At 73.2% G+C, this 14,148-nt stretch carries 15 protein-coding genes; 10 read left to right on the top strand and 5 right to left on the bottom strand.

What is annotated here, in order from left to right:
- Window positions 1–24: 24 nt before the first annotated feature.
- Window positions 25–702: a hypothetical protein gene (locus PV342_RS08215; protein WP_386993604.1), complete on the top strand. Its 678-nt coding sequence runs from the start codon at window positions 25–27 to the stop codon at window positions 700–702.
- 45 nt (window positions 703–747) lie between these two features.
- Here PV342_RS08215 and PV342_RS08220 read toward each other — a convergent pair whose 3' ends face one another.
- Together PV342_RS08220 and PV342_RS08225 are read right to left on the bottom strand one after the other, a co-directional pair.
- Window positions 748–1,014, bottom strand: coding sequence for a DUF2087 domain-containing protein (locus PV342_RS08220; RefSeq protein WP_392604630.1), 267 nt, complete (start codon window positions 1,012–1,014; stop codon window positions 748–750).
- Window positions 1,015–1,172: 158 nt separating this feature from the next.
- Window positions 1,173–1,466, bottom strand: coding sequence for a hypothetical protein (locus PV342_RS08225; RefSeq protein ID WP_500316338.1), 294 nt, complete (start codon window positions 1,464–1,466; stop codon window positions 1,173–1,175).
- On the opposite strand from PV342_RS08225, the gene PV342_RS08230 reads away from it, so the two are divergent.
- The 3 genes from PV342_RS08230 to PV342_RS08240 all read left to right on the top strand — a co-directional run bounded on the left by PV342_RS08230 (window position 1,461) and on the right by PV342_RS08240 (window position 2,881).
- Entirely contained in the window at window positions 1,461–1,793 is a 333-nt protein-coding gene (locus PV342_RS08230; protein ID WP_400801764.1) for a cupin domain-containing protein, read from the top strand. The genes PV342_RS08225 and PV342_RS08230 overlap by 6 nt on opposite strands.
- A gap of 162 nt (window positions 1,794–1,955) precedes the next feature.
- Complete coding sequence (locus PV342_RS08235) at window positions 1,956–2,285, top strand: antibiotic biosynthesis monooxygenase family protein (RefSeq protein WP_329188103.1); 330 nt, start codon at window positions 1,956–1,958, stop codon at window positions 2,283–2,285.
- An 89-nt stretch (window positions 2,286–2,374) separates the two neighbouring features.
- The gene (locus tag PV342_RS08240) at window positions 2,375–2,881 is read left to right on the top strand and encodes an HAD domain-containing protein (protein ID WP_400801767.1); all 507 of its coding nucleotides are present in this window, start codon (window positions 2,375–2,377) and stop codon (window positions 2,879–2,881) included.
- A 31-nt stretch (window positions 2,882–2,912) separates the two neighbouring features.
- Here PV342_RS08240 and PV342_RS08245 read toward each other — a convergent pair whose 3' ends face one another.
- Window positions 2,913–4,958: an MDR family MFS transporter gene (locus tag PV342_RS08245; protein WP_500316341.1), complete on the bottom strand. Its 2,046-nt coding sequence runs from the start codon at window positions 4,956–4,958 to the stop codon at window positions 2,913–2,915.
- Between the two features lie 187 nt (window positions 4,959–5,145).
- Here PV342_RS08245 and PV342_RS08250 point away from each other — a divergent pair, with 187 nt between their 5' ends.
- From PV342_RS08250 to PV342_RS08275, 6 genes are all read left to right on the top strand, one after another.
- On the top strand, window positions 5,146–6,141 hold the full coding sequence (locus PV342_RS08250; protein WP_500316343.1) for a peptidoglycan-binding domain-containing protein: 996 nt from the start codon (window positions 5,146–5,148) through the stop codon (window positions 6,139–6,141).
- 91 nt (window positions 6,142–6,232) lie between these two features.
- Entirely contained in the window at window positions 6,233–6,820 is a 588-nt protein-coding gene (locus tag PV342_RS08255) for a hypothetical protein (RefSeq protein ID WP_037730909.1), read from the top strand.
- A gap of 158 nt (window positions 6,821–6,978) precedes the next feature.
- Window positions 6,979–7,641, top strand: coding sequence for an HAD-IA family hydrolase (locus tag PV342_RS08260; protein ID WP_500316346.1), 663 nt, complete (start codon window positions 6,979–6,981; stop codon window positions 7,639–7,641).
- 1,067 nt (window positions 7,642–8,708) lie between these two features.
- The gene (locus tag PV342_RS08265) at window positions 8,709–9,467 is read left to right on the top strand and encodes a Mut7-C RNAse domain-containing protein (RefSeq protein WP_026250573.1); all 759 of its coding nucleotides are present in this window, start codon (window positions 8,709–8,711) and stop codon (window positions 9,465–9,467) included.
- A 308-nt stretch (window positions 9,468–9,775) separates the two neighbouring features.
- On the top strand, window positions 9,776–10,447 hold the full coding sequence (locus PV342_RS08270; protein ID WP_386993594.1) for an HNH endonuclease family protein: 672 nt from the start codon (window positions 9,776–9,778) through the stop codon (window positions 10,445–10,447).
- 105 nt (window positions 10,448–10,552) lie between these two features.
- Complete coding sequence (locus PV342_RS08275) at window positions 10,553–12,226, top strand: alkaline phosphatase D family protein (protein ID WP_500316349.1); 1,674 nt, start codon at window positions 10,553–10,555, stop codon at window positions 12,224–12,226.
- Window positions 12,227–12,286: 60 nt separating this feature from the next.
- Here the strand turns inward: PV342_RS08275 and PV342_RS08280 are convergent, their stop codons facing one another.
- Entirely contained in the window at window positions 12,287–13,081 is a 795-nt protein-coding gene (locus PV342_RS08280) for an ABC transporter permease (RefSeq protein ID WP_500316351.1), read from the bottom strand.
- Complete coding sequence (locus tag PV342_RS08285) at window positions 13,078–14,082, bottom strand: ATP-binding cassette domain-containing protein (RefSeq protein WP_386993591.1); 1,005 nt, start codon at window positions 14,080–14,082, stop codon at window positions 13,078–13,080. The genes PV342_RS08280 and PV342_RS08285 overlap by 4 nt, the downstream gene beginning before the upstream one ends.
- Between the last annotated feature and the right edge of the window lie 66 nt (window positions 14,083–14,148).

Below are 14,148 nucleotides of genomic sequence, written 5' to 3' on the forward strand. Positions count from 1 at the left end.
CAACGGACGGATCGGAGACCCCCGATGCGACTCGGACCGCTCACCGGCCTGGCGGCCGTGATCCTCGCCGCCGTCTCGTACGCGCTCCAGGGGGACACCCCGGGGATCGGCAGTTCCGGGGTCGCGGTCAGGGCGTTCTACCTCACCCACGACACCAGGCAGGGCGTCGGCCTCTACCTGCTGCTCGTCGCCGGACTCTTCCTGGCGTTCTTCGCCGGTTACCTGCGGCACGTCCTGGCCGCGTCCGACCGCACCGGCTGGCTGCCCCAGGTCGCCTTCGCCGGCGGCATCCTGGCCGCCCTCGGCTTCTGGATCAGCGCCGGACTCACCCTCAGCCTCGTCGAGGCCAGCGACCGCCCCCTGGTCGGCGGCGGCGCGCTCCAGGCCCTCAACGCCCTCGGCAGCGACCTGTTCCTGCCCATCCTGGCGGGCATCGGCGTCATGCTGCTCGGGGCGGGACCGGCCGTCTCCCGGAGCGACGCGGGTCCGCTGCCGCATTGGCTGGGATGGGCGGCCTTCGTCCTGGGCGTGCTGATGTTCATCCCGTTCGCCGGCTTCATCGGCCTCGGGCTCGCCGGGCTCTGGGTCATCGCCGTGTGCGTCCTGCTGCTCGCACCGGGGCGGCGGCAGCCCGCGACGGGCGGTCCCGGACCCGCGGGTCCCGACGGCCCGGGCCGGCCGCGCGACAGCGCCACCCGCTGACGGCCTTCCCCGCCCGAGTCCGCCCGAGTCCGTGCGGGCCGCGGCTCAGCGCTTCCTGCGGTACGCGGACCCGTCCGCCGACCGTTCCAGCCAGCCGTCCTCCACCAGGTAGCGGCGCAGGGCCGCACAGTCGTCGTGCACCGTTCGCAGCGCCTCGTTGACCTCGCGCTCCCGGTAGTCCCGCCCCGGTCGGAACAGGGTCTCGGTCAGGTGCCGCAGCAACTGCTCGCGCCGCACCGCCCGGCGCGGGATGACCGTGAGCCGCCCCTGCGAGAAAAGGGCCGACACCGCATGCGCACCGTTCTCGGGCACAGCGAACTCCTCCAGGTCGGGGACGATGACTCCGCCGGGCAGCGTGACACGCGGACCGGCCCGGAGCACGTGATTTTCAGCCGGTCCGACGGGGACGTGCGAGCCGCGGCGGCCCGTCCCGCGCCGCCCGCCGCCCGCCGCCCGCCGCCCGCCGGTGCTCACGGCGCGCGGACGCCGAGGCGGTCGGCCTCCTCGATCACCTCACCGAGCAGCTCCAGCCATCGGTCCACGTCGGCGGCCTGGAGGCCCTCGTCGAGCCCGAGGCCCTGGCCGCCGGCGAGGTACACCTGGGTCGCACCGCTCTCACGGGCGGCCATGAGGTCCTCGGCGACCTGACGGGGCGATCCGCCGAGGAAGGGCCGGCCACCGCCGTCGTCCTCGGCAAACTGGCCGCCGCCTTCCAGATCCCCCTCTCCGCCCTGCTCGCCCCTGCCGAGGCCACCGGGGTGCACCGGACGGCGGACGCCGAGGAATGGCACGATCCGGCCACCGGTTACCGCCGCCGCCAGATCACCGGGCCGCGTTTCCCCGCCGACATCGCCGAGGTCCACCTGCCACCCGGGGCCCGTGTGCCGTATCCGGCGGCGTCCCTGGCCTTCCAGCGGGTGGCCGTCTGGGTGCTCGACGGCCGGCTGACCTTCCACGAAGGCGACGCCGTGCACGAACTCTGCGCGGGCGACTCGATCGAGATCGACGAACCCGTTCCGCACGTCTTCGCCAACACCAGCGATGCGGAATGCCGCTACGCGGTCGTCCTCACCCGCGTCGCGCGGCCGTGACGGTCGCCGCGGTGATCGGCGCCGCACGCGTCGTGGTGCGCCGCGCGTCCGGGGGCGACTTGCCGTCGGCCGCGCGCTTCCCGGGCCGCCTGATGTAGGAGACTGCACGCACATGTCCGGATCGGGGGCCCGACCGGGTCCCTTCTTGGTGAGAGGTGTCATGTGCCCAGCGTGGTAAAGATCAACGTACTGACCGTCCCGGCCGAGCAGCGCGAGGTCCTGGAGAAGCGGTTCGCCTCGCGCGCGGGCGCCGTGGAGAGCTCGGACGGCTTCGAGTGGTTCGAGCTGCTGCGTCCGGTCGAGGGCACCGACCAGTACCTCGTGTACACGCGGTGGCGCAGCGAGGAGGACTTCCGCAACTGGATGTCCGGCCCGATGCAGGCCGCCCACCGCGAGGGCGGCGAGGGCGGCGAGCGACCCAGGCCGGCCGCCACCGGATCCACCGTGTGGTCCTTCGAGGTCGTCCAGCAGGCCGCGCCGAAGCAGGCCTGAATCCGCGTGGCGCCCCGTCCCGCGGGGCGCCGCCCACCGGCCGCGGAAATCGCTTGCCGTCGGCGATCACCGGACGCCAGGCTGTGGCCATGGAAAGGCCGCTGCTCTTCCTCGATGTCGACGGGCCGCTCAACCCGTACGCGGCCAAGCCCAGCCGCCGTCCCGAGGGCTACACCACGCTGCGTGTGCCGGTGCCCGGCATCTCCTCCCGCCCGCTGCGTGTGTGGCTCAACCCCGCCCACGGCGAGGCCCTGCTCGGGCTGGGCTTCGAACTGTGCTGGGCCACCACGTGGATGGCGGAGGCCAACCACTGGATCGGCCCGGTCCTCGGCCTCCCCGAACTGCCGTACGTCGACTTCGGCGCCGCGCTGTCGGCCCACCGTCCCGACCTCGTGCACTGGAAGACCGAGGCGCTCGTGGCGTACGCCGGAGGCCGCCGTTTCGCCTGGGTCGACGACGAGCAGAGCCCCGCCGACGCGGAGTGGGTGGCCGCTCACCATCCCGGCCGGGCGCTCCTGCACCACGTCGACCCGCGGGTCGGCCTGCGCGAGGCCGACTTCACCGCGCTCGCCGCCTTCGCCGCGTCACCGCGGTGACCCTCCCGGCTGTCCCGGCTGTCCGGTCGGCTCACGCCGTCGGGCGGTGGGGGCCGGGGCGGTCCTGGTCCTGGCCGCACAGCTCGGTGGTCAACCGGGTGAGCAGGGCGGCCAGGTCGGCGTGGCGTTCGGGGTCCCAGTCGCCGAGGAGTTCGGCCAGCACCTTGCGGCGGGCCTCGGTGAGCAGCGCCACGACCTCCTGACCGCGTTCCGTGAGGTACAGCGGGTTGCCGCGGCGGACGGCGTAGCGGTGTTCCTCGACCTCGAAGGCGGCGGCCTCGATGACGTTGTACGGCACCGTGGTCTGCACGGCGAGGTCGACGGGGTCGGCGTAGCCGGTGCGGGCGATGTACAGCAGCAGCCAGCCGGCGGCGGGCTGGAGGCCGAGGCCGGTCAGCTCGGTGATCCGTGCGTACAGGTCGCGGCGGGCCTCGCGGCTGCCGAGGACGCTCAGGCCGCGGGCGATCTCGTCGAGGGAGGAGCGGTCGACCGGGTTGGTGCCGATCGTCTGGCTCGCGTCGGGCACCGTGACCGTGCGCCGCAGCGGCTGCTCCTTCAGGAACCAGGCCAGGACGAAGGCCAGCGCGCAGACCGGCACCGCCCACAGGAAGACGCTGGTGATGGCGGTGGAGTAGGCGTGCAGCACCGGGTCGCGCAGGGACGGCGGGAGCTGTCGCACACCGCGCGGATCGGACTGGACCATGGCCGGGTCGAAGCCGGGCGGCAGGGTGAGCCCGGTGAGGGCGGCGGTGATCCCGCGCGCGAGGTTGGTCGCGAAGATCGCGCCGAAGATGGAGACGCCGAAGGCCGCCCCGATGGAGCGGAAGAAGGTCGCGCCGGAAGTGGCCGAACCCAGGTCGGCGTAGCCCACGGCGTTCTGCACGGCGAGGATCAGCACCTGCATCACCAGGCCGAGCCCGAGGCCGAAGACGAGCAGGTACGTGCTCAGCACCCAGACCTCGGTGGTCTCGTCGAGCCGGTGCAGCAGGAACAACCCGAGGATCGTGACGGCGGTCCCGGCGATCGGGAAGACCTTGTAGCGGCCGGTGCGGGAGACGATCTGGCCGGAGGCGGTGGAGGCCACCAGCATGCCCACCACCATCGGGATCATGTGCACGCCGGACCAGGTCGGCGAGTAGCCGTGCACGACCTGCAGGAAGGTCGGCAGGAAGGTCAGCGAGCCGAACATGGCGAAGCCGATGACGAACGAGATCACCGAGCACAGCCAGAAGGTGCGGATGCGGAACAGCCGCAGCGGCAGCACGGGTTCCTCGGCCCGCCGCTCGACGAGGACGAAGAGCCCGATCAGCAGCACGCCCAGCACCGCGAGCCCGACGACCTGCCAGGAGCCCCAGGCCCAAGTCGTACCGCCCAGGGACGTCATCAGCACCAGAGCCGTTGCCGCGGCCGCCACCAGCACCATGCCGCGGTAGTCGATGCGGTGCGTGGTCCGCCGGACCGGGATGTGGAGCACCGCGGCGATGACGGCGAGCGCGGCGATGCCGAGGGGGAGGTTGACGTAGAACACCCAGCGCCAGCTGAGGGTGTCCACGAACAGCCCGCCCAGCAGCGGCCCGAGCACGCTGCTCGCGCCGAACACCGCCCCGAACACACCCTGGTAGCGCCCCCTGTCGCGCGGCGGCACGATGTCGCCCACGATCGCCATCGACAGCACGATCAGTCCGCCGCCGCCCAGGCCCTGCAGCGCGCGGAAGGCGATGAGTTCGCCCAGGCTGCGGGAGAGGCCGCACAGCGCGGAGCCGATCAGGAAGATCACGATGACGGACTGGAAGAGCTTCTTCCGTCCGTACATGTCGCCGAGCTTGCCCCACAGCGGGGTGGCGGCGGTGGAGGCCAGCAGGTAGGCGGTGACCACCCAGGAGAGGTGCTTGAGACCGCCCAGGTCGCTGACGATCGTCGGCAGCGCGGTGGACACGATCGTCTGGTCGAGGGCGGCGAGCAGCAGTCCGAGCGCGAGCGCGCCGATCGCGACGTACACGGACCGCTTGTCGGTCACCTCCGCCGGGCCGTCCGCCGTGGCCCGCCCCCCTGGGGCAGCGGTGTCGTCCTGCGCCATAGGGACTCGTTCCGCTCGGGTACCGGGGCTCCGATACCGCGTTCACCTCACTTCCCTATAAATATTCACACCCTTTCCACGAGATTGGCTCCGTTTGTACGACCGTCGGGGCCGGAGGCGCCTGGGCACCGGCCCACCGCGGTCTGCATAATCACTGCGTCTGTCAGGGGATGGGGAGGGGGCGCCGGTGGCGTCTGACAAGCCGGGGTCACCGGCTTCGCAGGAGGAGCACGAGTACGAGTCCCTCCGGGTGCGGCCGTACGTGCCGGGACCCGAGGGCTACGCGGACGCGGAGGAGGCCGTCTCGGCCGCCGTACCGGGGGGGGCCGCGGAGGCCTTCCCGCCGCATGCCGCGGATCCGCCGACCGCGCCTCTGGCCCCCGTGCCGCCCATGCCGCCGGAGGCGGCCGCCGGGGCGGAGGGGCGGGAGGAGGACACCGACCTCATCGACCTCGGCACGGTCTCCTCGGACCGGCTGCTGCCGGTGCCGGTGGCCGCCACGTCGCGTGACCTGGTGCCCTACCCCACCCGTGCCGAGGGCCGGCGCCGGGCGGGGGCCCATCGCCGCCGCCGCGGCGCGCTCGTCGCCGGCGCGGGCATCGGGGCCGTCGGTCTCGCCGTCGGCGCGGTCTTCCTGACCGCCCAGCTGACCGGCATACCGGACCGCACCGAGGCGGCCCCCGACCAGGGCGCCTCCGAACCCGCGGTCGAACTGCCCTCCTCCACGCGGCCCTCGGCCTCGGCCTCCGCCTCGCGCTCGGCCTCACCCAGCGTCACCCCCTCCACGCTCGCCTCCGCGAGCGCCTCGGCGTCGGTCACGACCGGCGCCCCGACGCCCAGCGCCAGCGCGTCCCGCCCGACGGCCTCCGCCAGCGGCCAGGTCTCCCAGACGCCCAGCTCGCCGCCCCCGCCGGCCGCGCCCGTGACGCTGCAGCGCGGCGACACCGGTCCCGCCGTCGTGGACCTCCAGAACCGCCTCAAGGCGGTACGGCTCTACTACGGCCCCTCCGACGGCGACTACAGCCGAAAGGTGAGTGACGCCGTCGCCCGCTTCCAGTTCTTCAACGGGGTCAAGGGCGACCCGCAGGGTGTCTACGGGCCCAACACCCGTGCGGCCCTGGAGGCGAAGACCGGCGGCACCACGCCGGACCAGGACGACGGCAACGGGAACGGCTGGGACTGACCGGCCGCCGCATCCCGCGCACTGCGCCCGCCCCGGGACCCGGTCCCGCGGCGGGCGCCGTCGTGCCCGGCCGTCCGGGCGCTCCGGCAGGATGGGGGGCGTGGCGATCGACGACTTCGGGCCCAGGGGCTTCCAGCTCGTACTGCTGCGGCGCATGGCCGACCACCGGCCCGAACTGGTGGAGGAGGCGCTGCGCACGCTCGGGGCGAGCCGTACCGAGATGCGGGAGGCGAACCGCCGCTGGCAGGCCTGGGGGCACGCCAGGGGCTTCCCGCGCGGCGAGCGCCGCTACCGTGCGGTGCTCGGGCCGCCCGAGGCGGTGCTCCGTCGTACGGTGGGCGACGTCACCTGCCCGGCGCTGCTGTGGCCGGTCCCGCTGTGGCCGACCCTGCGGTTCGAGGTGCTGTGCGCTCCGGGCGGCGGGGCGGTCTGGAACGAGTGGCTGGTCCGCGCGCCGGGGGAGCGGGGGCCGCGGCTGTCGGGCCTCGCCGACCTCACGCCCTGGTCCTGCACCGTCGACGAGGTGGCCCGGGCCTTCCCGCCCGCGCGGCCCCTTGAGGGCGACGCCCCCACCCGCTGGCGGCTGGAGTTCACCGACCCGCAGGCCCCGCCCGGGGCCGCCCGCCGGAGCGCGGGCTTCACCTACGGACTGCTGCAGTACGTGGACGCCGCGGCCTGAGACATGTGGGGCGGGGGCGGCCCCGGCGCCGTCCGCGCTCCGGGCACCCCTACTGGCGGAACCACCGCACGGTTTTGTATCGTGTAGGAACAAAGTGGTTCCGCCCGTTTCCCCTGACCGGCGGGCGGGCCACTTGCTTGTACGTCCGAGGGAGTTCCATGCTGTCGCCGTCCACCGTCGTACCCGCCCGCGCTCTGCTGCTGGACATGGACGGCACGCTGGTCAACTCCGACGCCGTGGTCGAGCGCTGCTGGCGCCGGTGGGCCGCGACGCACGGGCTCGACGGCGACGCCGTGATGAAGGTCGTCCACGGCCGCCAGGGCTACGCCACGATGGCGGTGCTGCTCCCGGACCGCCCGATGGCGGAGAACCACGCCGACAACGCCCGCATGCTCGCCGAGGAGACCGCCGACGTCGACGGTGTCGTCCCGGTCGAGGGCGCCCCGGCCTTCATGGCCGCGCTGCAGGGCCGTCCGCACGCCCTGGTGACCTCCGCGGACGATGCCCTCGCCCGGGCCCGCATGAGCGCCGCCCGCCTCCCGCTGCCCGCCGTCATGGTCACCGCGGAGAGCGTCAGCGCCAGCAAGCCCGACCCCGAGGGCTTCCTCAAGGGCGCCGCCGAGCTGGGCTTCGGGCCCGAGGACTGCGTGGTTTTCGAGGACTCCGAGGTCGGCATCGCGGCCGCCAAGGCCGCCGGCATGCGCGTGGTCGGCGTCGGCCCCCGTGCGGCGGCGCACGAGCCCACGGCGCACGTCGACACGCTCGCGCGGGTTCGCGTCGAGGCGGCGGCGGACGGGTCGTTCCTGCTGCACATCAGCTAGCGCCTCCGGCGCCCGGACCGGGGTCGGTTCTTGCGGCCGGTTGTTGTGTGCGGGTGCGTTTGCGCCTGCGGCGGGCTGTCCCCCGCCCTCCCGCCCTCCCCCAGCCTTCGGCCGGGGGGACCCCCATCCGGCGCGGTCAGTGACCGCGTCGCGCGTGCGTGGTGGGCCGGGGGCGGGGCCTCCGGGGCTGCACGTCCTGGACTGGGTTATTTACGTGCATGGCGGGCGGTACTTGTTGTGCCCCGGATGCCGCACACAAATATCCCGCAGCGTCCAGAACATCCACCCTCCCCCAGCCTTCGGCCGGGGGGACCCCCAACTCCCCCGCCCCTCCGTATCGTGGCGCGACTGACGGCCGGAGGGTGGTGAGGAGGCGGTCCAGGGTCGCCGCACATGCCTTACCCGACGCCCACGGCCATCCCGGCGCGCTCGTGCTGATGCCGGCGGAAGGGTGAGCGGTCCACTCTGGTGTGCGGGTTTTGCGCCTGCGGCGGGCTGCCCCCCGCCCAGTTCGTTGCCGTCGGCAAGGTGAGCGGGCGCGGGCTCGGCCGCTCACCGAAGGACAAAGGTGCGCCCCCACCCCTCGCGCTCGCCGTGACGCAGGCAAGCCCCGCGGAGGAGGTACCCCTGGCCACCGGTGCGCGCACTCTTGCTCGGCCTGCGGCCGGGAACCCTCCTGCCGGTGGCAGCTTCCAGCGGTGCCGGGAGGGGTGGGTCCCATCACTCCCCACCGGCGTTGGTCGCCGAACGATACGGAGGGGGCGGGGTCGTAGGGGTGGGCGTTCTGGACGCTGACGTGTATTTGTTGTGCGGCACCCGGGGCACCGAGCGCAGGTGCCCGCCATGCACATAAATATGCGGTACAGAATGCCCAGCCCCGGAGGCCCCGTCCCCGGCCCACCACGAACCGCGCGAGGCCCGCACCAACCATCCGGGGCAATCGGGCGGGAGGGCGGGGAAACAGCCCGCCGCAGGCGCGAACAACAGGCACACAACAACCGGCCGCAACCACCGACCCCGGCCCCCACAACCCCCGCCCGGGGTGACATCCTGACGGAGTGAGCGGCCTGAACGGACCCGAGATCGGCATCAGCTTCGCCTCCGCGCTGCGGCTCTTCGCCGCCTCCGCGCGACGGGAGGGGCGGACGACCGTCGTCACCGACGGGGTGTCCACCCTGGGGCACGTCGTGGAGTCGCTCGGGGTCCCGCTCACCGAGGTCGGCCGGCTGCTGGCCGACGGCCGCGAGGTCCCCGTCTCGTACGTGCCGGCCGCGGGCGACCACGTGGAGGTCGAGCCCGTCACCCGGCCGCAGTCGGTGCCGGGCGCGCCGCTGCGCTTCCTGCTCGACGTTCACCTGGGCACGCTCGCCCGGCGGTTGCGCCTGCTGGGGGTCGACGCCGCGTATGAGAGCGAGGACATCGGCGACCCCGCGCTGGCCGCCCGGTCGGCCGCCGAGCGCCGGGTGATGCTCTCACGCGACCGCGGCCTGCTGCGCCGCCGGGAGCTGTGGGCGGGCGCGTACGTCTACAGCGACCAGCCCGACGAGCAACTGCGCGACGTGCTCGGCCGGTTCGCGCCCGTCCTGGAGCCCTGGACGCGCTGCACGGCATGCAACGGGCAGTTGCGGGAGGCCGACAGGGACGCGGTCTGGGAGAAGCTGGAGCACGGCACCCGGCGCAGCTACGACGTGTTCGCACAGTGCGCCGAGTGCGAGCGCCCGTACTGGCGCGGCGCGCACCACGCCCGGCTGGAGGCCATCGTCCGTGACGCGGTGACCGAGTTCGGCGCCGGCGGGGCCGCCCCGCATCTTCGGCTCGCCGACTGAACGACGGCCTGCTCGCAGGTCCGCCCGTCGTGGGAGTGGCCGTCGGGTATCGGTAGCACCCCGGCGATCTGCTCGGGGTGCTCGACCGCCGACGCCGTCCGAAGCGTCGTGCGGCGGGCCCCGGCCCGTGGGGGAACCGGCCGGTGCGAAGGGACGCCATGTCGCGGATCCGGTGCCGTCCGACCCCTAGACATGACGTGTCCATGTCGCCAACCTGTTACCTGCCGCTTGTCGCGCAGAAACGTCCCAGCAGAAGGATGGCCAGCGGTTTCAGCGGCCAAACACCCCCACAGTAGAGGGAGTTACCAATGTCCCGAATACGCAGTGCTCTCGCGCGGCGCGGTGTCTACGCGCGTCGACGCCTAGGTCTCCTCATGGCCCTCACCAGCCTGTTCGCCGGCTTCGCGACTCTGAACGGCCCCACCGCCCAGGCGGCGCTCCCCACGCCCGTCAGCGCGGCCACCGCCCGCACCTACCTGGCCTCGCTCAAGGTGGCCACCGAGAACCGCACCGGGTACAACCGCGACCTCTTCCCCCACTGGATCACCATCAGCGGCGCCTGCAACACCCGCGAGACCGTGCTCAAGCGCGACGGCAGCGGTGTGGTCACCGACTCGGCCTGCGCCGCCACCAGCGGCTCCTGGTACTCCGTCTACGACGGCGCCACCTGGACCGCCGCCTCCGACCTCGACATCGACCACCTGGTGCCGCTCGCCGAGGCCTGGGACTCGGGCGCCTCCGCCTGGACGACCGCCAAGCGCCAGTCCTTCGCCAACGACCTCACCCGCCCGCAGCTCATCGCCGTCACGGACAACGTGAACCAGACCAAGGGCGACCAGGACCCGGCCACCTGGATGCCGTCGCGCAGTGCCTACGCCTGCACGTACGTCCGCGCCTGGGTCCAGGTGAAGTACTACTACGGCCTGTCGGTCGACTCCGCCGAGAAGAGCAAGCTCAGCAGCGTGCTCAGCGGCTGCTGATCCCGCGTCCCGGCTCCGCCCCGGCCGCCGGGACCACGGCGCTGGGAACTCACGCCTTCCCTCCGACGTCCACAACTCACGACGACGGAGGGAAGGCCGACCGCCATGGCACAACTGCGCCTGGGCCCGCTGCTGAGGTACGTGGACGAGGACACGGCCACCGTGTGGGTCGAGGCCGACCGCCCCGCCACCGTGACCGTCGTGTGCGACGACGGGGCCGACGGCACCGAACACACCTGGCAGATCGCCGGCCACCACTACGCGATCGTCACCGTGGGCGGGCTGCGCCCGGGCACCACCACGGCGTACCGCGTCCTCCTCGACGGGCAGGAGGTCTGGCCGCTGCCCGACTCCCCGTACCCGCCGAGCACCATCCGCACCGCCGCACACGACGGCGACGGCGGCGGGGACGGTGAGGCGGAGGGACGGCCGCTGCGCGTCGCGTTCGGCTCCTGCCGCTGGGCGGCACCGCCCCCGGACGAACCCGACCCCCTCGGCCCGGACGCGCTGGACACGCTCGCCCACCACATCGCCTCCGGTGACGCCCCCCGCCCCGACCTCCTGCTGCTGCTCGGCGACCAGATCTACGCCGACGAGACCTCCGCGGCCACCCGCCGCTGGCTCGCCCGGCGCCGCGACCTGAACGAGCCGCCCTGGGACCAGGTCGCCGACTACGAGGAATACACCCACCTCTACTACGAGTCCTGGCTCGACCCGGACATCCGCTGGCTGCTGTCCACCGTGCCCAGTTGCATGATCTTCGACGACCACGACGTCATAGACGACTGGAACACCTCCCACACGTGGCGCAACACCATGCGGGAGACGGCCTGGTGGCACGAACGCGTCACCAGCGGCCTGACCTCGTACTGGGTCCACCAGCACCTCGGCAACCTCACCCCCGCCGAACTCGCCGCGGACAAGCTGCTCGCGGCGGTCCGCGCGGCCGACGACGGCACCGAGACCCTGCGCGCCTTCGCCGCCCGCGTGGAGGCCGACCCGGCGCACACCCGCTGGAGCTACCGCCGCGACCTCGGGCGTACCCGCCTGCTGATGGTCGACTCGCGCGCAGCCCGCGTCCTGGACGAGCACGAACGCGCCATGCTCGACCCGGAGGAACTCGACTGGCTGCGCCGGAACGCCCGCCCCGACGGCAGCTTCGACCACCTGCTCATCGGCACCTCCCTGCCCTGGCTCCTCCCGCACGCCGTCCACGCCGCCGAAGCCTGGAGCGCCGCCATCTGCCGCGGCAGCCGCGGCCACCGCTGGACCCATCGCGGCGAACGCCTGCGCCAGGCCGGCGACCTCGAACACTGGTCTGCCTTCCCCGACTCCTTCGACGACCTCGCCGGGATCCTCACCGACGCCGCCGACGATCCCGAGGCCCCCGCCACGATCTGCGTCCTGTCCGGCGACGTCCACCACGCCTACACCGCCGAGGCCCACCGCCCCGGCACGCCCCTGCGCTCCCGGCTGCTGCAACTCACCTGCTCCCCGGTCCACAACACGATCCCCGGCTACATGCGGCTCGCCTTCCGCTTCGCCTGGACGGGTCCCGCCCGCCTCGTCGGCCGCGCCCTCACCCGGCACGGCCGCGCCGCCGCGCCCGCGTTGCGCTGGGGCAAACTGGACGGGCCCTGGTTCGGCAACCAGCTCATGACCCTGACCCTGCGCGGCCGTGCCGCGGCGCTGCGGCTGGACCAGACCCGCGCGCCGAAGGGGACTTCGCGGCGGGCGGGGCTGGTGACGGTGATGGACACCCACCTCACGAGGGACTGAACCACGGCGGGAGGGCCCGCGTTCCTCGCGGGCCCTCCTGCCGTGGTGCGCGGTACGGGGTCAGAACCTGCCGGTGCTGTTGAACTTCGCGGTGGCCCACAGGTACCCGAGGACGGTGAGGCCGGCGCACCAGGCTGTGGCGATCCAGCCGTTGACGCCGATCGGGGTGCCCAGGAGGAGGCCGCGGAGGGTCTCGATGGCGGGGGTGAAGGGCTGGTACTCGGCGACGGGCCGGAACCAGCCGGGCATGGCGTCGAGGGGGACGAAGGCGCTGGACAGGAGCGGGAGGAGGATCAGCGGCGTGGCGTTGTTGCCGGCGGCCTCGGCGTTGGGGCTGACCAGGCCCATGCCGACGGCGATCCAGGTCAGGGCGGTGGCGAACAGGACCAGGAGGGCGAGGGCGGCGAGCCATTCCAGGGGCGTGGCGTCGGTGGAGCGGAAGCCGATGGCGACGGCGACCGCGCCGACGAGGACGACGCTGACGACGGACTGCAGGACGCTGCCGATGACGTGACCGACGATCACGGAGCCGCGGTGGATGGCCATGGTGCGGAAGCGGGCGATGATGCCCTCGGTCATGTCGTTGGAGACGGAGACGGCGGTGCCGATGGTGGTGCTGCCGATGGTCATCAGGAGCAGGCCGGGGACGAGGTAGGCGATGTAGGCGGAGCGGTCGGGGGCGCCGCCGCCGATGCCGGCGCTCATGGTGTCGCCGAAGACGTAGACGAACAGCAGGAGCAGCATGATCGGGGTGAGCAGGAGGTTCAGGGTGAGGGAGGGGTAGCGGCGGGCGTGCAGGAGGTTGCGGCGCAGCATCGTCGAGGAGTCGCGCAGGGCGACGGACAGGGTGCTCATCGCAGGGCCTCCGTGGGCTGGTCGGGGACGCGGGTGTCGTCGCCGGTGAGGGCGAAGAAGACGTCGTCGAGGTCGGGGGTGTGGACGGTCAGCTCGTCGGCGTGGACGCCGGCGGCGTCGAGCCGGTCCAGGAGGGCGCGCAGGGCGTGCTGGCTGCCGTCGTTGGGGATGCGCAGGGTCAGGGCGTCGTCGTCGCCGGTCGCGGTGGGCAGGGCGGTGGCGGCGTCGCGGTAGGCGGCGGGGCCGGTGAAGCGGAGGCGGACGTGTCCGCCGGGGATGAGGCGCTTGAGCTCTTCGGCGGTGCCCTCGGCGGCGATGGTGCCGTTGACGAGTACGGCGATGCGGTCGGCGAGTTCGTCGGCTTCGTCGAGGTACTGGGTGGTGAGGAAGACGGTCACGCCGCCGGTGACGAGTTCGCGGATGATCTGCCACATGGTGTGGCGGGACCGGGGGTCCAGGCCTGTGGTGGGTTCGTCGAGGAAGATGACGCGGGGCCCGCCGACCAGGGTCATGGCGATGTCCAGGCGGCGCCTCATGCCGCCGGAGTACGTGGAGGCGGGCTTGCCGGCGGCGTCGGTGAGGTCGAAACGCGCCAGGAGTTCGGCGGCCACCCGCCTGCCCTCGCTCCGGGACAGGTGGTGCAGGTCCGCCATGAGGAGCATGTTCTCCTCGCCGGTGATCAGCCCGTCGACGGCGGAGAACTGTCCGGTGACCCCGATCGCCGCACGGACCGCCTGCGGATCGGTCGCCAGGTCGTGGCCGGCGACCTGCGCCTGCCCGCCGTCGGCGGTGATGAGCGTGGAGAGGATCTTCACGGCCGTCGTCTTGCCCGCGCCGTTCGGACCCAGCAGAGCGAACACGGAGCCGGCGGGGATGTACAGGTCGATGCCGTCGAGGACGGTCCTGTCGCCGAAGGACTTGCGCAGTCCGACGGCGGAGACGGCGGCCGGCGACGTGCGGGCGTCGTGCTTCCTGGGTGTGGGCATGACAGATGAAGGCATGAGGCCCTCCGATCGAAGGCTGAAGCGGGCGGGGGACGGGGGCGAAGGCGAGGACGACGCGACCTA

Origin of the sequence: Streptomyces sp. PA03-3a, from assembly GCF_033792735.1 — a bacterium.
Classification (GTDB): Bacteria; Actinomycetota; Actinomycetes; order Streptomycetales; family Streptomycetaceae; genus Actinacidiphila.

Excerpts from the sequence above, each read along its gene's own strand:
- PV342_RS08215 (WP_386993604.1), top strand. The coding sequence starts at position 25 with ATGCGACTCGGACCGCTCACCGGCCTGGCGGCCGTGATCCTCGCCGCC.
- PV342_RS08240 (WP_400801767.1), top strand. The coding sequence starts at position 2,375 with ATGGAAAGGCCGCTGCTCTTCCTCGATGTCGACGGGCCGCTCAACCCG.
- PV342_RS08245 (WP_500316341.1), bottom strand. The coding sequence starts at position 4,958 with ATGGCGCAGGACGACACCGCTGCCCCAGGGGGGCGGGCCACGGCGGAC.
- PV342_RS08255 (WP_037730909.1), top strand. The coding sequence starts at position 6,233 with ATGGGGGGCGTGGCGATCGACGACTTCGGGCCCAGGGGCTTCCAGCTC.
- PV342_RS08260 (WP_500316346.1), top strand. The coding sequence starts at position 6,979 with ATGCTGTCGCCGTCCACCGTCGTACCCGCCCGCGCTCTGCTGCTGGAC.
- PV342_RS08270 (WP_386993594.1), top strand. The coding sequence starts at position 9,776 with ATGTCCCGAATACGCAGTGCTCTCGCGCGGCGCGGTGTCTACGCGCGT.
- PV342_RS08275 (WP_500316349.1), top strand. The coding sequence starts at position 10,553 with ATGGCACAACTGCGCCTGGGCCCGCTGCTGAGGTACGTGGACGAGGAC.
- PV342_RS08280 (WP_500316351.1), bottom strand. The coding sequence starts at position 13,081 with ATGAGCACCCTGTCCGTCGCCCTGCGCGACTCCTCGACGATGCTGCGC.
- PV342_RS08285 (WP_386993591.1), bottom strand. The coding sequence starts at position 14,082 with ATGCCTTCATCTGTCATGCCCACACCCAGGAAGCACGACGCCCGCACG.